We start from the raw sequence: 18,523 nt of genomic DNA on the forward strand, positions 1-18,523 counted from the left end.
GATGCTTCGTTTTTTTGCGTCTGGTTTTTGATTTAAGAATCTTGTGTCGAATCGTTATCCAGGCTTTTGGTTAGCTGTTCTGCTTCGGGCATCTGCTCGAATTTTCCCAGGTCCATCCAAACTGATTTTTCATCCACAAAACCCTTAACGACCTCGGTTTTGGCCAACCGTAAATACAGATCAATGATCGAAAATTTGCCTTGTTCTTCGATCATCTCCAGCAGTTCGGCTTCAATGATATGAATGCCGCTAAAAGCGTACGGAGTGGATTGGCTGAAGTCCTCAGGCCGGGATATTTTGTTGGCGCCGGTTTCTGTGTTTTGCCAGCCGGTTAGTTGCTGTTTGGCATTGAACAGGAGGTAGCGCGAGGTATCCCGGCGTCGCACGACCAGGGTTGCCAGGGCTTTTTCCTGCTGGTGAAAACGGAGTACTTCTTGAAATGAGAGGTTTGTGAGCACATCCACATTGACGATCAATATGGGGTCGCCGGGTTTAAACAACGGTTTGGCTTTTAAAACGCCACCGCCGGTGTCCAGCAGTCCGTCGCTTTCATCCGAAATGTGAATGTTCATCCCAAAATATTTGTGCCGAATCAAAAAATCGATGAGCAGATCCGAAAAATGATGCACATTGATGACGACCTCGGAAATGCCCTGTGCCTTCATATTTTCGAGACTTCGCTGCAATAAAGTCTTCCCGTTGATTTCGACCAGCGCTTTGGGCTTGTGGTTTGTGAGCGGTTGAAGCCGCGTGCCGAGCCCGGCGGCAAATAGCATTGCTTGCATGGATTCACATTTTTTGTAAAAATAATGCATTGTTTCAGTAAAGAAAATTGATTGGGATTAAACGAAACGGATATATTGAAGTCAATAGGTTGATCGTCAAAAAATAACCGACGAACCGAGCTTCAAAAATTCTTTTATAAGAGAATTAATTGAACCGGCAGGGTTCGTTAAATTCAAATAAACTAAAGTGAAATAAGATGAAAAAGTTGTATGTATTGTTTGTTGTGCTGATGGCCACAGTTGGCATGAGTTACGCGCAGCCCGGTGGCCAGGGCCAGCGTTGGAGTCAGGAAGAAAGAGACAAAAGGTTGATTGAAACCCTTGGTCTGGATGAAGCTCAGCAAGAAAAGCTGACGGCTATCAATAAAAAATATGAAAAGTCGTTCACGGAGCTTCGCGAGCAAATGCAAAGTGCTACCGATGAAAAACGACGCGAGTTGTTTCCGAAGATGCGGGAGCAAATGGAAGCAAGAAACAAGGATATTCGCGCGATGCTGACCAAAGAACAAGCTGAAAAGTTCGATGAAATGCAGAAAGCCCGTCAGGACCGAATGAACAACAGACGTGCTCCCGGGGAGCGCGGAGGAGATCAAAGACCAGGACGATAGATCAGAGAATTGGTGGTTTTAAGTTTAATTAGTTAGATAGCAACAAAGGGGATCTGGTAAGTCCCCTTTGTTCGTTTTTTACATTTGTGTGTCGAAACGGATCACTGCATGCCTTTTTGCAGGGCAACCATTTTAATGGCGGTTACTGCGGCTTCATCGCCTTTGTTTCCGAGGTTGCCGCCCGCTCGATCCAGGGCCTGTTGCTCGTTGTTGGTTGTCAACACCCCAAAAATAAAGGGTTTGTTGTATTTCAGGTTCAGTTCGGTTGTTCCTTGGGTCACTCCATTGCAAATAAAATCGAAGTGGCGGGTGTCGCCCTGAATGACACAGCCAATCAGAATGACGGCATCCACGTCGCTGTATTCCGCAAAAAACTGCCCGCCCAAAGGCAGTTCAAAGGTTCCTGGAACATGTTTTATTTGAATGTCGTCATCCTGTACGTCGTGTTTTTTTAGCGTATCAATTGCTCCCTGTGCCAGCGCGCCGGTAATTTCGTAATTCCATTCGGCCACCACAATTCCAAATTTGTATCCTTTAGCCGAAGGGACTGATTCCAGATTGTAGGCTGATAAATTTTTCGTTGCCATAAGCTTAAATTCTGTGCATGATTGCATGCGTTTCTAGATTGTATTCTTTTTCTAATCGCTGCGGCTAAACACGCCTTCGGGCTGCGCAACGACGATAAAACTTCGATAAAAATAAAAAATCCCCTGCGATGAGGGGATTTTTCTCCAGACTATTTTCTTTTTTTAATCTTTATTTGTTCTGCTTAATTTCAACGCGGGCGATGTATTTTTCAACGTTGCGTCCCTCGTTAGTCGCGGGGTATTCTTCTTTGATTCTCTTGTATAAAGCCATGGCTTCATTCAGTTTTCCTTCCGATTCCATCAGGTTTGCGGCCTTCATCATGTAGATGGGGGTGGTAAATTCATTTGCGCTTTCCGCGTAAGCTTTTTTGTAGGCCGCAAGTGCTTTTTCCGTTTCGCCCAGCTCCTGATAGGCATCGCCTTTCGCTCCTTCAGCAACTGGCAACAAAAGCAAGTCATCCGTGTCAAAATCATTCAGGTACTCAATAGCCGTTTCGAATTCGCCCAGTTTCAGGTAGGAAATCCCGGTGTAATAGTTGGCCAGGTTGGCGGCATTGGTCATCCCGTAATCTTCAATAATGTCCAAAAATCCGAGGTAGTTTCCATCACCATTGATGGCCAGGTTGAAAGAATCTTTTTCAAAATACTGTTCGGCCATAAACATTTGTTCCTGTGCATCCACTTCGCGGGGTTGGATGTACATTCTTGTAAAACCAAGATATGCAACTACAATCAGAACAATAACGCCGATGACTGTGGTCAGCATTTTCTGATTATCTTCAATTAACTGTTCCGTTCTGGTTAAGGTGCTTTCAACTTCCGAAAAGCTGTCTTCTCTTTTGTCTTTATTCTTTGCCATCTCTAAAATAGGTTATTCCAAATTTGTGACGCAAAAATATGTTTTTTTATAAAATAAAGAGCAGGAAAGGTTTATAAAATTTAATATTAATCAACATGTTGGTGTTATTATCACTTTTACTGAAGGAAACAGCTTCATGTCTATTTTTTTATGGTCGGAAATTGAGAATTAATTCCGGTTCAATCGCGAATTGCTTCTGCCTTCATTCTTTATTTTCTTAGTTTTGCTATCCAAAACAGACATTCACGCATGCATATTCAGAATTTATCGCTGGTTAATTTTAAGAACTTCGAAGAGGCGGGCTTAAGCTTCTCGTCGAACCTGAATTGTTTCATTGGTAACAACGGAGCCGGGAAAACCAATTTGATGGATGCCATTTATTACCTGTCGTTCTGTAAGAGTTTTTCCAATTCGGTTGATGGATTAAATATCAGGCATGATCAGGATTTTTTTGTGATTCAGGGGAAATACCAGCGGCTGGAGCAGGAGGAAAATATTTATTGTGGATTGAAGCGCGGTCAGAAGAAACACTTCAAACGAAATAAAAAAGACTACAAAAAGCTTTCGGAGCACATCGGCCTGTTGCCGTTGATTTTGATTACTCCGTCGGATAATGATCTGATTATGGGTGGCAGCGATGAGCGCCGGCGTTTTCTCGACTCGCTGATTTCGCAATACGACCAGCTTTATCTGGATCATCTGATTCGTTACAACCGGGCGTTGCTGCAACGAAACAAGCTGTTGAAACATTTTGCCAGCGAGCGCTTTTTCAATGAGGAAAGTCTTGGTGTGTGGAGCGACCAGTTGGTTCATTACGGAAAGTTGATTCATGAAAAAAGGGTAGAATACCTGGAAAAGCTTCAGCCCATTTTTCAGCAGTATTACGAGCTGATTTCGTCGGGAAAGGAGCGTATTGAAATGATGCACGAATCGAGCCTGTACGAAAACGATTTTGAGCAGCAGCTGGAACAAACGGTTGGCAAAGACCGCATGCTGCAATATACGTCGGTTGGGATTCACAAAGATGATATTCTTTTCAAACTGGGCGATTACCCGATTAAGAAAATTGGTTCGCAGGGACAAAAGAAAACATACCTGGTAGCGCTGAAGCTGGCCCAGTTCGATTTTATTAAGGAGTTGGCTGAAATGACGCCAATTTTGCTGTTGGACGATATTTTCGACAAGCTGGATAAACATCGCGTGGAGCAAATCGTAAAACTCGTGGCTGACGACCATTTTGGCCAGATTTTCATTACCGATACCAATCGCGAGCATTTAGACCAGATGATTGCCGAAGTAGATGCTGATTTTAAAATTTTCCAGGTGGTGGACGGAACCGTAAACGAAGTGAAAAAATGAGACGAAGCAACACACAAAAGTTAAGCGAGGTCCTCAAAGATTATATTGAGGAAAATAAATTGCACAAAAAACTGACCGAAGTTGACTTGATTGCTTCGTGGGAAAAAGTGGTGGGGCGAACCATTGCACGCTACACCGAGTCACTTAGGATAAACAACGGTACTTTGTTTGTGAAAACCCGTTCGCCGGCTTTGCGCAGCGAGTTGGTGATGATGAAGGAGCAACTGAAAAATCGCCTCAACGAACAAGCCGGAGAGGCGATTGTCAAAGAGATTGTGTTTCGTTAGTGCCGCTCAAGTTTCGAGAAAAAGAAATCGCTTTCGATTTTTGCGTTTTCATCGCTGTCTGAACCATGCACCGCATTGTGCGACTTCGATTCAGCAAACAACTTGCGTATGGTTCCTTCTTCAGCATCAGCCGGATCCGTGGCGCCAATCAATTTTCTGAAATCATCAACGGCATTTTCTTTTTCAAGAATGATTGCCACAATGGGGCCCGAACTCATAAAAGTTGTTAAATCTTCATAAAAGGGTTTGTCCTGGTGTACGGCGTAAAACTCACCGGCCTGATCTTTAGTGAGCTGGGTCATTTTCATGGCACAGATTTTAAAGCCTGAATCGGTAATTTTTTGAATAATGGGTCCAGTAAAGTTGCGTGCAACGGCAACAGGTTTTATCATTGTAAGTGTTTGGTTTCCATTCATTTTAATTCGTTTTTAAGAAGTGAAACATGGCAAACGAATTTAGAAAATAAATTAACTAAAAGTGAATGCAGGGTGCATTATTTTTATATTTGTACTCGAATTGAAAAAAAGCTAGTCTTGAAAGAACTTGATATAGAAATAATTAAATCTTTTAGAGCGCTGATTTCCAAGCCAAATCAGAAGGTTCTTATTTTACCACATGTCAATCCGGATGGCGACGCTGTAGGATCGGCTTTGGGGCTTGCCCGCGTGTTGCAAAACTCAGGTCTCTTGGTTGAAGTCATTTCAGTGAATGATTATCCTGAATACTACTATTGGATGAGCGGACATGATCAAGTGACGTTTTATTCAAAAAAGCCCAAGAGAGTCCGGCAGCTTTTTCAAGAATCTGATTTGCTGATTTGCCTCGATTTCAATAACTTATCGCGCACCGGCGATTTAAAATCGGTGGTTGAAAATTACGATAAACCAACCGTTTTGATCGATCATCATCCTTACCCACAGGACTTTCCGGATGTGTTGATTTCGCACCCCGAGTGTTCATCGACTGCCGAATTGGTTTATCACGTGCTAAAAGCGATGGACTATGACAAATACGTGGATCGCGAAGCAGCCGAGGCTTTATTTTGTGGTATCATGACCGATACCGGCTCGTTCGATTACAGTGTTTCCGACCCGCAGACGTTTCAAACAGTCAGCGAATTGTTGAAATTTGGCATTGATCAGGATTACATTCACGCACAGGTTTTCGATAACTATTCGGCCGACCGCATGCGCTTGCTGGGCTACTGCCTGAACGAGTGCATGGAAGTATTTCCGGAATATCATGCGGCGGTGATGTATTTGTCAAAAGAAACACAGAAAAAATTTAACTTTGTGCCCGGCGATAGCGAAGGCTTCGTCAATTACCCTTTGTCAATCAAAGGAATTCACTTTAGTACCTTGTTTACAGAGCGTGACGACATGGTGAAAGCGTCATTCCGGTCAAAAGGTGAGTTCCCGGCCAATATGTTTGCCTCCGAAAATTTTAATGGTGGCGGACATTGCAACGCAGCCGGAGGCGAGGTTTATGCATCATTAACGGAAACCCTTGATAAATACCGCAAGTTGTTGCCGGTTTATCAGGAATTGTTGATTAAAACGAAATGAAAAGGATGAAACAAATGAAGAAAATGAAGTTTTTACTGATAGCGATTGTGTTAATCGGCGCCTATTCCTGCTTCGACGATCCTGTGGAGCAGGAACGCATTGATTATACGCCGGCTCGCGAGGCGGCACTTCTGGCCGAGTACATTGATACTTTGGAGGACCGCGGCTTTGATGTGGATACCGCTGCCGCCGGAATATACTACGTTGTGACGAAACCCAGCGATGGAGCGTACATCCAGGCGGGCGATTCGATAGGTCTGGAGTATATAGGATTTATTCCTGAGAATGGGTTTGTATTCGATAAGTCGGCCAACCATTACACCAACGGGCTGTGGAAGTTTAAGTACATGCCGGGAGACAATCTAATCCCCGGGTTTCATGCAGCTATATCTTTATTGACAGAAGGTTCTGAAGGCTGGTTCATTATTCCTTCCAGCTTGGCTTATGGATCAACCGGATCAGGCGCTATTCCTCCATATACCACCATTGCTTTTGAGTTGAAGCTGAAAGATATTTACGAATAAAACGAAAGCGCAGAAATAGGAAACAAACATGAATCTTTGGCTTCAATTTCACAACTGAGAATTAAATTCATTGAGAGTTCCATCGAATGCAAATGAAGTAAATAATTTTAATGAGATGAAAAAAACAATATTCTTTTTGACAGCCATTGCGGCGGTGGTCTTTCTGACGGTTTCGTGTGGAAATGATGGCCTTGACCTGGAAAAGTTACGTGCCGAGGAACTCGAAAAGCTGGATGCCTTTATCGAGGCTAATGGGATTACCGTTGAGCCGACCGCTTCGGGAATGTATTATATTGAGGAACTTAAAGGTACCGGTGACACCATTAAACCTGGTGATCGGGTGAAGATATTTTATACCGGCATGTTTATCGACAGCACCTTGTTTGATTTTACCTCAGATTATGAGCCTTTCGAATTTGTTGTCGGCAGCACCGATGTCATTACCGGCATGAGTGAGGGGCTCACGTACATGACCCAAGGAGGCAAAGGCACGCTGATTATTCCGTCGAACCTGGCTTATGGCGCGACGAACAATACTACGCTTGGTATTCCGCGATTTTCGACCCTGATCTTTGATGTGGAGGTGTACAAACATTACAAGTTGTCGGATACACAAAATGAGTCACAAGACGAATAGCACAAAAGCCCGCGATTGCGGGTTTTGTTTTTACTGATGCACAGCCAACGAGTACAACTTCTGAAAAAGCTATTGCCCGGGTTCATCCCGCTTTTTGTTTTTATTGCGGTTGATGAAATTTGGGGGATCAAAGCCGGATTGATTGCCGCCCTGGCAATCGGTTCCGTTGAACTGGCCTGGATCGGAATTCGGGAGAAACGCTTCGACCGCTTTGTGTTGTTCGATACCTTACTTCTTCTGGCTTTGGGCGGTGTTTCCATTTTGTTGGATAACGACATCTTCTTTAAATTGAAGCCGGCCCTGGCCGAATTAATTCTCTGCGCCATTTTGGCTTTTTCGGCTTTCTCCAGAGTGAATATCGTTGCCCTGATGAGCAAGCGATACCTCAAAGAGCTACATATCCAGGAAGAACAGATGAATCGGCTGCGAGGCAGCTTACGACTGATGTTTTTTATCTTTTCGGCTCACACCATGCTGGTGTTTTATGCTGCTTTTTATTTATCCAACGAGGCTTGGGCATTGATCAGCGGGGGCTTGTTTTACGTGCTGTTTGGACTTGTTTTTGGTATTGAATTTTTGAGACAGAAGCAGGCGAAATCCAAACTGCAAACCGCGCATGATGACGAAGAGCTGCTTCCGCTGGTCGACGAGCAAGGTCAAGTGATTGGCAAGGCGCCGCGGTCGGTTTGCCACAACGGACAAAAGCTGTTGCATCCGGTGGTTCACCTGCACGTGTTGAACCGGCAAGGTGCCATTTATCTGCAAAAGCGTCCGGCAAACAAATTGGTGCAACCCGGAAAGTGGGACACTGCAGTCGGCGGACACATCGCTTTTGGCGAAGATGTCCAGCTTAGTTTAAAACGCGAAGCCTGGGAAGAAATCGGACTTCGGGATTTCTCCGCAAAATTAGTCAAACAGTACGTTTGGGAAAGTGATCTGGAACGTGAACTGGTCTTTGTTTTTGTGACCCGCGATTTTCAGGGAATTCAGCTCCATTCGGAAGAAGTGGAAGAGGGCCGCTTCTGGACCAAAAGTCAAATTTCTAAAAGCTTGGGCGAAGGTGTTTTTACACCCAATTTCGAGCACGAGTTTGGCATGTTGTTCAAATAATTCGTTATCTGGATTTCAAATTTTTGTCTCATTTTTTTGTGCAAATTCACTTCATTGAAAAAATAAAAGGGCTGTTTTGAATCAGCGGTTTTCCACAGTTTAAAACCGACTTTTATTCGCACGGCATAAGGGAAGCCGGTCAAAAACCCTTATCTTCGTTTCCCAAATTTTTAACCCGATGAACACAAAACTCATACAGCGCATCGCTGATCAACTCAACTTACCATTTATTCAGGTTCAAAATACCATCAACTTGCTGGATGAAGGTGCTACGGTGCCTTTTATATCGCGCTACCGGAAAGAAATGACTGGCAGTTTGGATGAAGTCCAGGTCGGAAATATAAAAGATGAGCAAGCCCGGTTGGAAGAGTTGGTCAAACGGAAAGAGACCATCTTAAAAACCATTGATGAACAGGAACTGCTGACCGGTGAGTTGAAGGCCCGGATTGATGAGTGTTTTGATGCCACGGAGCTGGAAGATATTTACCTGCCTTATAAGCCCAAGCGAAAAACCAAAGCGTCGGTAGCCCGCGAAAGAGGACTCGAGCCTTTGGCAAAGATCCTGATGAAACAGCAGGAACGCGAGGTGGAAAGCCGGGCAATGGCTTTTGTAACGGGTGAGGTGGAATCGGTAGAGGAGGCGTTGGCCGGAGCCCGCGACATCATTGCCGAATGGATCAGCGAAAATGAAAAAGCCCGGAACATGGTGCGTCGGGCTTTTGGTGCCGGAGCCACAATCAAAAGTAAAGTGGCCAAAGGAAAAGAGGAAGCGGGCGAAAAATACCGCGATTATTTTGAGTGGGAAGAACCGCTAAAACGTTGCCCCTCTCACCGTTTGCTGGCTATGCGAAGGGGAGAAAACGAAGGGATATTGCGTATTTCAATTGCGCCTGATGAAACAGATATTCTGGAGCGCCTGAATCGGTTTTTTGTCCGATCCGAAAATGCTTGTGGAGAACAAGTTAAGCTAGCAGTGAAAGACAGTTACAAGCGCCTGCTTTCATCGGCCATTGAAACTGAATTTGCACAGGCTTCAAAGCTGAAAGCTGACCAGGAAGCCATCCAGGTGTTTGCCGAAAACTTGCGACAATTGTTGCTGGCAGCTCCTCTCGGACAAAAACGGGTGTTGGCCATCGACCCCGGTTACCGCACGGGCTGCAAACTGGTTTGTTTGGATGAGCAGGGCAATTTATTGCATAACGAAACCATTTATCCCAACAAGCCGCAGGAAGAAACCAAGCAGTCGGCCCGCAAAATAACCTCGCTGGTTGGTGCTTACCATATTGATGCCATTGCCATTGGAAATGGAACGGCCAGCCGCGAAACCGAGCACTTCATTAAAAAGCTGCGCTACGATCGTGATATCAAAGTGTTTGTGGTTTCTGAAGATGGTGCCTCCATTTATTCGGCCTCGAAAGTGGCGCGCGAAGAATTCCCCAGTTATGATGTGACCGTGAGGGGAGCGGTTTCCATTGGTCGCCGGCTGATGGATCCGCTGGCCGAGCTCGTTAAAATTGATCCGAAATCAATCGGGGTGGGGCAGTACCAGCACGATGTCGATCAGAAATTGCTGAAAAACAGCTTGGATTCCGTTGTTGAGCTGGCAGTGAATAAAGTGGGTGTCAATGTCAATACCGCATCAAAACATTTGCTGACCTATATCTCGGGACTTGGGCCACAACTGGCGCAAAATATCGTGGACTACCGCAAGGAAAGCGGCGCCTTTGGTTCGCGGAAAGAACTGCTCAAAGTCCCCCGTATGGGAGCCAAAGCCTTTGAACAAGCGGCGGGTTTCCTTCGGATTCCTGATGCGAAAAATCCACTCGACAATTCGGCCGTGCATCCTGAATCCTACCACATTGCAGAGCAAATGGCCAAAGATCTCGGCTGTAGTATCAACGATTTGATGAAATCAGAAGACTTGCAGCAGAAAATCAATCTCGAGAAATACCGGACCGAGTTTGTTGGGCTTCCTACATTAAAAGATATCCTGGCCGAGCTGGCCAAGCCCGGGCGCGATCCAAGAAAGAACATCAAAGTTTTTGAATTTGCTGAGGGAATTTTTCGGATGGAAGACCTGCACGAAGGCATGGTGTTGCCGGGCATCGTGACCAATATTACCAAGTTCGGTGCCTTTGTCGATGTCGGTGTCAAGCAGGATGGCCTGGTGCATATTTCGCAACTGGCCAACCGGTTTGTGAGCGACCCCAACGAGGTGGTTAAACTTCACGAACATGTGAAGGTGAAAGTCACCGATGTGGACATCTCCCGAAAGCGAATCCAGCTCAGTTTAAAGGATGTGGAGCAGGCTTAGGCTTGCTTCGGAATAAAAATCCAGCAAATCAGGTAAATCAAAAGCCCCGGAAATCCGACACTTAAGATTGACACCACCACATAAATCACCCGCAGCAAAGAGGGATCGATATCAAAATATTCGGCAAAGCCGGCTACAACCCCGGCAATCATCTTGTTGTTCGACCGGGTCAAGCGTTTTTTAGGGGCACCAATTGTTTCCATCGCGCTTAGTCTTCGTCATCAAATAAATTTTCCTGACTCTCAAATTCAGCCTCCAGGTACTCTTCGGCTTCTTCCAATAGTTGTCTTACAAGTTCTTTTGAGTCAGGTTCTTCGCTTAGCCAGTGGATTTCCTGGTTCGACCAGAAATCTTCGATGTCGCTTTCAACAATGAATTTAGGTTCTTCGGTGTGAACCACGAAAATGGTGTCGGGTGTTTCCTGAGAATTGTCTGCAAGTAGGAATTTTGGTAACATAGCTTTTTCTTTATTATTTGTAAGCAAATTTATGGAAAAAACTGATGTATGTTCAGCTTTGGTGCGAGTTTTTTTAAATTAAATATTGATGGGAATTACGCGTCCAAAGTTATAAAATGAAAGAAAATCAAGCGAATTTGCTATTTTATTTTAACAGAAGAAAACGATGTGTTATTTTAGCTTCCGGATTTAAGCGGGCATTATGAATAAATTGAATGAGATTCTCTCTCTGGTTGATGGATACATCGGTGGCAGTCAGTGGTTTGTTTTTTTATTGTTGGGCACCGGCCTGTTTTTTACCTTCTATCTGCGATTTCCTCAGTTTCGATACCTGGGGCCTGCTTTTCGAATTGTGAGAGGGAAATTCGATCGTCAAGGCGATGAGGGCGACACCTCACACTTTCAGGCTTTAACCACCGCGCTTTCCGGAACGGTGGGGACGGGCAACATTGCCGGAGTTGCCCTGGCCATTCATCTGGGTGGGCCGGCTGCACTTTTCTGGATGTTTGCAACCGCACTGGTCGGCATGACGACGAAATTTGTTGAAGTCACCCTGTCGCATAAATACCGGGAAAAGACGGCTGATGGTACGATGGCTGGCGGGCCGATGTATTACATGAAAAACCGGTTGAACATGAAATGGCTGGCAGTGATTTTTGCTGTGGCCACCATCTTTTCTTCATTTGGAACTGGCAATTTACCCCAAATCAACTCAATCGCTAATTCGATGCACGCCACTTTTGGGATCGATAAAATTATTACCGGCGGGGTTTTGGCCGTTTTGCTCGGATTTGTAATTATTGGCGGAATTAAACGAATTGCTCAGGTCACTTCGCGGCTGGTTCCCATTATGGCTGTCATTTATTTTGTTGGAGCAGTAGCTGTCATCCTTTTTAACTACCAAAATATTGTGCCGTCGATCATCTCTGTGTTCAGCGATGTGTTTACCGGAACGTCGGCTGCCGGTGGATTTTTGGGGGCCAGCTTTGCCTTTGCTTTTAACCGCGGCGTCAATCGCGGGCTGTTTTCCAATGAGGCCGGGCAGGGCTCAGCACCCATTGCTCACGCCGCAGCCCGAGCACACGAGCCGGTATCAGAGGGAATGGTGGCGTTGCTCGAACCTTTCATTGATACCATTATCATTTGTATGCTCACGGGTCTGGTCATTCTGTCGTCGGGCGTGTGGAGCGAAAAATTGGACAACCAGTTTCAATCGGCTGATATTGAAGTGCTGGCGGGCCGGTATGTGGAAAGCCATGAAGCCGATCGGGAACAACTGGCCGACTTTCTTCTGGGAAGAACTGACCTGGCGCGATACACCGGTGGTTTGCAGGTGACTGAGGGCCGCATTGCCGGCGACGTCACCATCCTGCATGCCCGTTCGTTAGCCGGGGAAATTGTCGTCAGCAAAGACGGAAAGCCTTTTACCGGCATGCTCCATGTTGTCAACGGCCATTTGCCGGTCGACGATGGAACCCGACTCCACGGGAAATCGCTCATTCACAGCGCCCCACTCACCACCGAGGCTTTTACAAAAAGCTGGTTTGGAGCGTCCGGGCGTTATATTGTAGCCATCGGCCTGTTGTTGTTTGCTTTCTCTACAGCCATTTCCTGGTCGTATTACGGCGGGCGGGCTGTCACTTTTCTCTTCGGAATCAAAGGAGAAATTTATTACCGTATAGTTTATGTTATCGGTTTCTTTTTCGCTTCATTTACAGATACAACCATCGTTTGGACATTTTCAGGAATCACCATTGCCATGATGACCATACCGAACCTGATCGGTATTTTGATGTTGCGTAAGGAGATGAAATCGGAAGTGAAGGCATTTTGGAAAGAATACTCCGATTTTTTCGGGAATCAAAAAACTTAACCAATTTTAATTTATTTTTGTCTCATTCTTTTTGACAAATATGAAAAACGACCTAACAAAATTATCCCTTCTTGTTGTGGACGACAGTTCAATTAACCAGCGAGTTGTCGCCATGTCTTTAAGAAATGCCATGGGCCGGATTGATACAGCCAGCAACGGTATGGATGCCTACAACATGTATCGCGAAAACCAGTATGATATTATCTTGATGGATGGCCGCATGCCGGTGATGGATGGTTTTGAAGCCACGCAAAAGATTCGCGATTTTGAAAAGGAAAAGGCGCTGGAAAATCCGGCCGTTATTATCGCCTTAACCGGAAGCGACACGGAACATGAAATGAGAGCCTGCATCAACTCCGGAATGGATGCTTGTATGGTGAAACCTTTTCGGATTCAGGAATTTCTGGAAATCGTAAAAGATTTTAACTAAGATTCTGTTATTACACCCACATCTTTCTATTTTTGCCGAACAATTGCTTTAGTACGAAAATTGGCATGGCAAAAATATACCCACAAAATTTTGAATCAAAAATTGGTTTCGATCGCATTCGGAGCTTATTGAAAGGAAATTGCCTGGGCACGCTCGGCAAAGACCGGGTGGACGAAATTTCCTTTTTATCCGAATTTGACACCATTCAGCTGGAATTGGCCTATGCCGATGAGTTTTCACGCCTGATGGTTGAAAGTGACAATTTTCCTACAAACTATTACTTCGACTTGCGTCCGTCGCTCTCCAAAATTCAAACCGAAGGACGTTTTTTGGAAGTGAATGAATTGTTTGACCTGAAACGTTCGCTCGAAACGGTCACCGCGATCATTCGTTTTTTGGGAAACCAGAAAGAAGAGATTTATCCAAACTTGTGCGCTTTGGTTCAGCCCATCCAGGTTTTTCCCTACATCAAGGAACGCATTGATCAAATCATTAGCCAACACGGAAAAATTAAAGACAATGCCTCGCCCGAGCTGGGACAGATACGTCGTGAGTTGCTCAGCAAACAAAGCAATGTGTCGAAACGTTTGCACAGCATTTTGCGGCAGGCGCAGCGCGATGGGCTGGTGGACGAAGATACCTCGGTCTCCATTCGCGACGGGCGTCCGGTAATTCCGGTTTCGTCGGCCATGAAACGACGGCTGAACGGAATTGTACACGACGAATCGGCCACTGGCAAAACCGCATACATTGAACCCGCCGAAGTGGTGGAAATCAACAACGAAATACGTGAGCTGGAATATGCAGAGAAGCGCGAGATTGTTCGTATTCTGATTGAATTTTCGAACGATGTAAGGCCGTATTTGCAAGACCTTTTTTACCTGTACGATTTCTTGGGAACCATTGATTTTATCCGGGCCAAAGCACGCCTGGCTATTCAAATGGACGCCATCAAACCAGCCATGGAAGCCAAGCCCCAACTGTTTTGGGAGAAAGCGGTTCACCCCTTGTTGCGCCTGGCGTTGGAGCGCGAAAAACGGAAAGTTATTCCACTGGATATTGAATTGAGCCCGGAAAAGCACTTGCTGCTGATTTCGGGACCCAACGCCGGAGGAAAGTCCGTTTGCCTGAAAACGGTGGGTCTGCTGCAATACATGTTGCAGTGCGGTTTGCTGATTCCGGTGGATGAAAAAAGCCGGGCCGGAATTTTTGATCAATTGTTTATCGATATTGGCGATGAGCAATCCCTGGAAAATGATTTGAGTACCTACAGTTCGCATCTGATGAACATGAAGCATTTTCTGAAGTTTACGAACAACCGGACCTTAATTTTAATTGATGAATTTGGAACGGGTACTGAACCGATGATTGGTGGCGCCATTGCCGAAGCCATTCTTGATCAGTTGAACAAGGAAGGTACCTTTGGCGTGATTACCACACACTACACCAACTTGAAGCACTTTGCCTCGTCGGTTGACGGCATTGAGAATGGCGCCATGTTGTATGATAATCACCAGATGGAACCGCTCTTTCAGTTGCAGATTGGCAAGCCGGGCAGTTCATTTGCTTTTGAAATTGCCCGCAAAATTGGCATGCCCGAAACCATTTTACAGGAAGCCACCGAAAAGGTGGGTGCCGACCACATCAACTTCGACAAGCACTTGCGCGATATTGTACGCGACAAACGGTACTGGGAATCGAAACGCCAACGGATCCGGAAAGTGGAGCGCAGCCTGGATGAGATGGCTGAGAAATACGAGTTCGACTTGAGCGAGATGGCCAAGCAACGCAAACAGATTGTTGCCGAAGCGAAAGAAGAAGCCGCCCGCGTGTTGGCCGAGGCCAATAAAATGGTGGAAAAAACCATTCGCGAAATTCGCGAAAGTCAGGCGGAAAAAGAGAAAACAAAGGCCATTCGTAAACAGTTAACCGTCTTTAAAGAAAAAATTGAGGTTCCTGAAGAAGAAAACGACGAATGGATCAATAAGAAAATTCAGAAGCTGAAAGAAAAGGAAAAACGCCGGAATGAACGGCGGCCCGAAAAGCCCGGGAAGGTAAAAGTTTCAGTGTCGAAAAAGCAGAAGGCTGAATTGGAACCCGGCGACAAAGTGCGGATGGAAGGCCAAAACAGCATTGGCGAAGTGCTCGAAGTTGGCGACAAAAACGTGGTGGTGGCATTTGGTCAGCTGCGTACCTCGGTGAACCGGAAAAAATTGCAAAAGGTGAGCAACAACGAGGCCAAGAAAGAAATGCGCGGAACAAACAAGACCTTGCCCAATGTGCATCGCAAACTGTCGGAAAAGCGTAATACCTTCAAGCCCGAAATTGATGTTCGCGGACAGCGGGCCGACGAAGCCATTTCAAATATTCAGGCTTTTTTAGACGAAGCCATCATGCTGGATGTTTCCGAATTGCGCATTCTGCATGGCAAAGGAAACGGCATTTTGCGCGAAATGATCCGCAGCTTCCTGGGGGCCGATCCGATTGTTCGTTCCTATCGCGACGAGCATGTGCAGTTTGGCGGCGCCGGAATCACCATTGTAGAGTTGAGTTGATAATCTTATCGCTTTTCAGGAATCATCAAAATCCCCGCATTCACCACAAAAGCTGAAACGATCATCCAGTTTCCAACATCGCTTCCATAATAAGCGGCCGTAATTTTTCCGCCCAAAGCGATGATTCCGCCGGCGACCATGGCCAAAATGCTCAGGCGTTTATTCACTTTCCAATTGGTGAGTGCAGCCACCAAGGGAACCAGGAAGGCCCCGGAATAAAAAGCTAAGGCCAGCAACAGTGTCCCGATGATGGAGGTGACTTTTAGCGCGATCACCATGCTGATGATTCCGCTCAGCACAATAAAATACCGCGTTTGCTTCAACGATTTGAGGTTGTTAATGTCCGGATTGAGCAATTCGCTTAAAATCATCGAAGAGGTGAGCAGCGTGGTGTCGGCTGAAGATAAAACCGCCGAAAGCAAGGCAGCAGCCATCAGCCCCGCAATCCATTCGGGCAGGTAAAAACCGATCACTTCAATGAGTGCCGCTGAACCTTCCAGGTTTTCCCCGGGCAGGTGACTGAATGCGAAGACCCCGACATACGCCAAAATGAAGGCGAATGGAATCAAAATGGAAGCTACCAGCCGCACACTTCGGCGTGCTGTTTTTTCATCTCTCGCGCAAAATACCCGCGAGTAAATATCGGGCCCTACAACGAACGTACTGGAAAAAGTCAGCACTAAAATCAGCAAGTCAATCCCCGAGAATTGAGCGTTGAAGGGAAAAGCACTGCTGAATCCGGGAACCTGTTCGGGCATATCCCATAAAAAGAAAGCGGTGAGCATCACGCCAAACAAAATGATGAACGACTGGACGAAGTCGGTTTTGATGATGGAGATCTGTCCGCCAATTAAGGTGTAGAGAATGAAAACCGCTCCGGAAATCAGGACACCCTGTTCGTAGGGCAGGTTGAAAAAGCTAAACAGGATTTTGGCCGATGCAATCACCTGGGCCGCAACAATTCCGGTCCAGGCCAGCGGAATGATGATGGAGGCGGCTTTTCGGGCTGTTTCGCCATAAAACTGTCCGAGCAGGTTGGTGAGGGTATATTTTCCCAGCCGGTTGACTTTGCCCACAAGCGGCACCAAAAGCCACAAGCCAAACGATGCTGCCAAAAGGTACCAGGCTGCTGCCCAGCTTTGGTCTTTGGTCAGGTTCACCGTGCCCAAAATAGCCGAGCCGCCAAGCACGGTAGCCAGCAAACTGCCCGATATTTGCCAGAATCCGGAGCGTTTGCCGGCAACAAAATAATCGCTGGGTTCCTTTATCTTCAACCAGGAATAAATGCCTAAGCCGATAATAAGGATGAAGTAGCTGATGAGGATGGTGACTTTCATGCGATTATTCTATCCGGATTAATTCAAACGCTAAATCGGTTTTGTTGATTCCCTGAACTTTATAAAGCGCCTTAAAATTATCGGGGTCGAGTTGCGTGAGCTTTTCATTCAAGAGCGTGGTCAGGTAATTGGGATTTGTCAGTTGATCCACGACTGAAATATTGCCAATGTCTTGGGTTGACAGAAAAAGCAGAAAGCGGTTGTCGGTGTATCCTTCCGTATTAATGACCAGCGCATAGTCAGTTTGCTTGTTGTTGTCGTTGGCGGGGCGATAAATTGCTGCGTCCGGATCATCGGCAAAGATAAACTGTCGGCTGGAGCTGGAAATGCCAAACGAGAATTCCAGATCTTGGACAACGTTTTCAAAAAGCCCCATGTTCTTATAATTGCCTACGAAAATGATGTTGTTGTTTTTCAAATCATCGGGTTGTAAATCCGATGAAAGCTTGACATGAATTGGTGCGCCGGTTTGTGCAAATACTTTGTAAATATGGCTTTGGCAAAACGCCGCCATCTTCGACAAATACGTCAGGTTCGACTTGGAAAGCGAGTGGATCAGCTCGGGGTTTTTATCCAAAAGATGCTCGTATTCCACTTCCGAATTAATATTGAAATCACGGTAGATACCAACACTTCCGGTTGGTAGCTGGCCGGAGAACACAAAATAGTCGCCCAATACCAACAGCGTTGGTTTGTCGCTTTCTGCAAAATCCTGCCAAACCGGTAATTCCTTCCATGGAGTTTTATCTTTTGAGGATAGCTTAAAATACAGGAATCCGAGTACAAGCAGTGCCGCAAACGAAACGATAAACGGAATTAAAAATACATAACGAACCGGCTTGCGGTGGTCTTTGGGCGAATCGAACCGGACGCGGTACTTGCCTTTTTCAAGCACAAAAATAACCGGATCCTTTTTCCCTTCAGCGGCATAATAGTCTTTCAGTTTTTTTCTGACATTGTGAATGTAAACCCGGATGTTGGAGTCTTGCTTGTCCGCGTCTTCGTATTTCTTTCCGAACAACTCAACGCCGATTGTCAGTTCTTTGGGATTTTTTCCTTCGAGTGAAGCTTCTGTCAGGTAATTTAAGAGGTCGCAACTAATTTTTGACTTCACAAAATGCCTGCTCGATGTAATTTTTTTTAAATGATTGTATATGAGGTTTTTGTTTTTCGTCATGAATGGAATTATAGCTTAGTTGTAACTGTTATAAAACCCGTTTTAGTGCTGCAAATATA

Annotated in this window: 19 protein-coding genes; 11 read left to right on the forward strand and 8 right to left on the reverse strand. The window is 45.7% G+C overall.

Going from position 1 to position 18,523, the window contains the following annotated elements:
- Window positions 1-32: 32 nt before the first annotated feature.
- Entirely contained in the window at window positions 33-785 is a 753-nt protein-coding gene (locus tag NC99_RS09380; RefSeq protein WP_162231187.1) for a nucleotidyltransferase family protein, read from the reverse strand.
- A gap of 197 nt (window positions 786-982) precedes the next feature.
- Here NC99_RS09380 and NC99_RS09385 point away from each other — a divergent pair, with 197 nt between their 5' ends.
- On the forward strand, window positions 983-1,393 hold the full coding sequence (locus NC99_RS09385) for a Spy/CpxP family protein refolding chaperone (protein WP_053182793.1): 411 nt from the start codon (window positions 983-985) through the stop codon (window positions 1,391-1,393).
- 101 nt (window positions 1,394-1,494) lie between these two features.
- On the opposite strand, the gene ribH is transcribed toward NC99_RS09385, so the two are convergent.
- Window positions 1,495-1,980, reverse strand: coding sequence for a 6,7-dimethyl-8-ribityllumazine synthase (gene ribH / locus NC99_RS09390; protein WP_053182796.1), 486 nt, complete (start codon window positions 1,978-1,980; stop codon window positions 1,495-1,497).
- Between the two features lie 169 nt (window positions 1,981-2,149).
- Window positions 2,150-2,839, reverse strand: coding sequence for a tetratricopeptide repeat protein (locus tag NC99_RS09395; RefSeq protein ID WP_053182797.1), 690 nt, complete (start codon window positions 2,837-2,839; stop codon window positions 2,150-2,152).
- Window positions 2,840-3,088: 249 nt separating this feature from the next.
- Here NC99_RS09395 and recF point away from each other — a divergent pair, with 249 nt between their 5' ends.
- On the forward strand, window positions 3,089-4,198 hold the full coding sequence (gene recF, locus NC99_RS09400) for a DNA replication/repair protein RecF (protein WP_053182800.1): 1,110 nt from the start codon (window positions 3,089-3,091) through the stop codon (window positions 4,196-4,198).
- Entirely contained in the window at window positions 4,195-4,485 is a 291-nt protein-coding gene (locus NC99_RS09405) for a DUF721 domain-containing protein (protein ID WP_053182804.1), read from the forward strand. The genes recF and NC99_RS09405 overlap by 4 nt, the downstream gene beginning before the upstream one ends.
- Here the strand turns inward: NC99_RS09405 and ndk are convergent.
- On the reverse strand, window positions 4,482-4,901 hold the full coding sequence (gene ndk, locus NC99_RS09410) for a nucleoside-diphosphate kinase (RefSeq protein ID WP_053182807.1): 420 nt from the start codon (window positions 4,899-4,901) through the stop codon (window positions 4,482-4,484). The genes NC99_RS09405 and ndk overlap by 4 nt on opposite strands.
- A gap of 117 nt (window positions 4,902-5,018) precedes the next feature.
- On the opposite strand from ndk, the gene NC99_RS09415 reads away from it, so the two are divergent.
- The 5 genes from NC99_RS09415 (at window position 5,019) to NC99_RS09435 (ending at window position 10,635) form a co-directional block, all read left to right on the forward strand.
- On the forward strand, window positions 5,019-6,050 hold the full coding sequence (locus tag NC99_RS09415) for a DHH family phosphoesterase (RefSeq protein WP_053182810.1): 1,032 nt from the start codon (window positions 5,019-5,021) through the stop codon (window positions 6,048-6,050).
- A gap of 5 nt (window positions 6,051-6,055) precedes the next feature.
- Window positions 6,056-6,574, forward strand: coding sequence for an FKBP-type peptidyl-prolyl cis-trans isomerase (locus NC99_RS09420; protein WP_162231188.1), 519 nt, complete (start codon window positions 6,056-6,058; stop codon window positions 6,572-6,574).
- A gap of 115 nt (window positions 6,575-6,689) precedes the next feature.
- Window positions 6,690-7,211: an FKBP-type peptidyl-prolyl cis-trans isomerase gene (locus NC99_RS09425; RefSeq protein WP_053182819.1), complete on the forward strand. Its 522-nt coding sequence runs from the start codon at window positions 6,690-6,692 to the stop codon at window positions 7,209-7,211.
- 36 nt (window positions 7,212-7,247) lie between these two features.
- Window positions 7,248-8,321, forward strand: a complete 1,074-nt coding sequence (locus NC99_RS22330; protein ID WP_082326397.1) for a septation protein IspZ — start codon at window positions 7,248-7,250, stop codon at window positions 8,319-8,321.
- A gap of 178 nt (window positions 8,322-8,499) precedes the next feature.
- Window positions 8,500-10,635 (forward strand): Tex family protein, encoded by a 2,136-nt coding sequence (locus NC99_RS09435; RefSeq protein ID WP_053182822.1) that lies wholly within the window; start codon window positions 8,500-8,502, stop codon window positions 10,633-10,635.
- Here the strand turns inward: NC99_RS09435 and NC99_RS09440 are convergent.
- The gene (locus tag NC99_RS09440) at window positions 10,632-10,838 is read right to left on the reverse strand and encodes a PspC domain-containing protein (RefSeq protein WP_053182825.1); all 207 of its coding nucleotides are present in this window, start codon (window positions 10,836-10,838) and stop codon (window positions 10,632-10,634) included. The two genes, NC99_RS09435 and NC99_RS09440, sit on opposite strands and share 4 nt — an antisense overlap.
- 5 nt (window positions 10,839-10,843) lie before the next feature.
- On the reverse strand, window positions 10,844-11,092 hold the full coding sequence (locus NC99_RS09445; RefSeq protein ID WP_053182826.1) for a hypothetical protein: 249 nt from the start codon (window positions 11,090-11,092) through the stop codon (window positions 10,844-10,846).
- A gap of 202 nt (window positions 11,093-11,294) precedes the next feature.
- Here NC99_RS09445 and NC99_RS09450 point away from each other — a divergent pair, with 202 nt between their 5' ends.
- The 3 genes from NC99_RS09450 (at window position 11,295) to NC99_RS09460 (ending at window position 15,950) form a co-directional block, all read left to right on the forward strand.
- Window positions 11,295-12,965, forward strand: a complete 1,671-nt coding sequence (locus NC99_RS09450) for an alanine/glycine:cation symporter family protein (RefSeq protein ID WP_053182828.1) — start codon at window positions 11,295-11,297, stop codon at window positions 12,963-12,965.
- Window positions 12,966-13,005: 40 nt separating this feature from the next.
- Window positions 13,006-13,395 (forward strand): response regulator, encoded by a 390-nt coding sequence (locus NC99_RS09455; RefSeq protein ID WP_053182832.1) that lies wholly within the window; start codon window positions 13,006-13,008, stop codon window positions 13,393-13,395.
- Window positions 13,396-13,460: 65 nt separating this feature from the next.
- Entirely contained in the window at window positions 13,461-15,950 is a 2,490-nt protein-coding gene (locus NC99_RS09460) for an endonuclease MutS2 (protein WP_053182835.1), read from the forward strand.
- A 5-nt stretch (window positions 15,951-15,955) separates the two neighbouring features.
- Here NC99_RS09460 and NC99_RS09465 read toward each other — a convergent pair whose 3' ends face one another.
- Together NC99_RS09465 and NC99_RS09470 are read right to left on the reverse strand one after the other, a co-directional pair.
- Window positions 15,956-17,287, reverse strand: coding sequence for a sodium:solute symporter family protein (locus NC99_RS09465; protein WP_053182838.1), 1,332 nt, complete (start codon window positions 17,285-17,287; stop codon window positions 15,956-15,958).
- A 4-nt stretch (window positions 17,288-17,291) separates the two neighbouring features.
- Window positions 17,292-18,464: a hypothetical protein gene (locus tag NC99_RS09470; protein ID WP_053182840.1), complete on the reverse strand. Its 1,173-nt coding sequence runs from the start codon at window positions 18,462-18,464 to the stop codon at window positions 17,292-17,294.
- Window positions 18,465-18,523: the final 59 nt, after the last annotated feature.

It is taken from the genome of Sunxiuqinia dokdonensis (genome assembly GCF_001270965.1).
Classification (GTDB): Bacteria; Bacteroidota; Bacteroidia; order Bacteroidales; family Prolixibacteraceae; genus Sunxiuqinia; species Sunxiuqinia dokdonensis.

Bases quoted from the DNA above. Each gene is read 5' to 3' on its own strand.
- NC99_RS09380 (WP_162231187.1), bottom strand. From the start codon at position 785: ATGCAAGCAATGCTATTTGCCGCCGGGCTCGGCACGCGGCTTCAACCG.
- NC99_RS09385 (WP_053182793.1), top strand. From the start codon at position 983: ATGAAAAAGTTGTATGTATTGTTTGTTGTGCTGATGGCCACAGTTGGC.
- ribH (WP_053182796.1), bottom strand. From the start codon at position 1,980: ATGGCAACGAAAAATTTATCAGCCTACAATCTGGAATCAGTCCCTTCG.
- NC99_RS09395 (WP_053182797.1), bottom strand. From the start codon at position 2,839: ATGGCAAAGAATAAAGACAAAAGAGAAGACAGCTTTTCGGAAGTTGAA.
- recF (WP_053182800.1), top strand. From the start codon at position 3,089: ATGCATATTCAGAATTTATCGCTGGTTAATTTTAAGAACTTCGAAGAG.
- NC99_RS09405 (WP_053182804.1), top strand. From the start codon at position 4,195: ATGAGACGAAGCAACACACAAAAGTTAAGCGAGGTCCTCAAAGATTAT.
- ndk (WP_053182807.1), bottom strand. From the start codon at position 4,901: ATGAATGGAAACCAAACACTTACAATGATAAAACCTGTTGCCGTTGCA.
- NC99_RS09420 (WP_162231188.1), top strand. From the start codon at position 6,056: ATGAAACAAATGAAGAAAATGAAGTTTTTACTGATAGCGATTGTGTTA.
- NC99_RS09425 (WP_053182819.1), top strand. From the start codon at position 6,690: ATGAAAAAAACAATATTCTTTTTGACAGCCATTGCGGCGGTGGTCTTT.
- NC99_RS22330 (WP_082326397.1), top strand. From the start codon at position 7,248: ATGCACAGCCAACGAGTACAACTTCTGAAAAAGCTATTGCCCGGGTTC.
- NC99_RS09435 (WP_053182822.1), top strand. From the start codon at position 8,500: ATGAACACAAAACTCATACAGCGCATCGCTGATCAACTCAACTTACCA.
- NC99_RS09440 (WP_053182825.1), bottom strand. From the start codon at position 10,838: ATGGAAACAATTGGTGCCCCTAAAAAACGCTTGACCCGGTCGAACAAC.
- NC99_RS09445 (WP_053182826.1), bottom strand. From the start codon at position 11,092: ATGTTACCAAAATTCCTACTTGCAGACAATTCTCAGGAAACACCCGAC.
- NC99_RS09450 (WP_053182828.1), top strand. From the start codon at position 11,295: ATGAATAAATTGAATGAGATTCTCTCTCTGGTTGATGGATACATCGGT.
- NC99_RS09455 (WP_053182832.1), top strand. From the start codon at position 13,006: ATGAAAAACGACCTAACAAAATTATCCCTTCTTGTTGTGGACGACAGT.
- NC99_RS09460 (WP_053182835.1), top strand. From the start codon at position 13,461: ATGGCAAAAATATACCCACAAAATTTTGAATCAAAAATTGGTTTCGAT.
- NC99_RS09465 (WP_053182838.1), bottom strand. From the start codon at position 17,287: ATGAAAGTCACCATCCTCATCAGCTACTTCATCCTTATTATCGGCTTA.
- NC99_RS09470 (WP_053182840.1), bottom strand. From the start codon at position 18,464: ATGACGAAAAACAAAAACCTCATATACAATCATTTAAAAAAAATTACA.